Source organism: Oleiphilus sp. HI0079, from assembly GCF_001635105.1.
The window spans coordinates 1-355 of the sequence record NZ_LWFT01001295.1 but is presented as its reverse complement, the minus strand read 5'-3'; the positions used below and the strand labels follow the sequence as shown (position 1 = coordinate 355).

At 39.4% G+C, this 355-nt stretch carries 1 protein-coding gene; it reads right to left on the bottom strand.

The genetic code is table 11. From position 1 onward, the window contains the following. Window positions 1-197 (bottom strand): HU family DNA-binding protein (locus tag A3750_RS25160; RefSeq protein ID WP_068542272.1); only part of this gene is annotated, 197 nt, incomplete at its 3' end. Window positions 198-355 lie beyond the last annotated feature (158 nt).

Genomic DNA, 355 nt, shown 5'->3' with positions numbered 1-355 from the left:
GTTTTAGGGTTGCGCCCAACTCTTGGAGAACGGTAATGAAGAGAGAAACTACCAAACCCACGAATTTCAATTCGTTGACCTGTTGCTAAAGTTTCTGACATCAAATCGATAATCGTTTTTACTGCGAGCTCGACATCCTTTACCGACAATTGCGTCTGTTTCGATGCAATAATCTCTACCAGTTCGGACCTAGTCATTGATTTTCCTTAAAAAATAGCCTCATTTTCAGTTTAGACAAGGAAAAACAAAAAACAAAAAAAAACGGGCCTATGGCCCGTTTTTTTGATTATTTTACAAGCAGTTACTGGTTTTGCATCTGCTCTTTGATCAAATCACCGATCGTAGTCGGACCTGA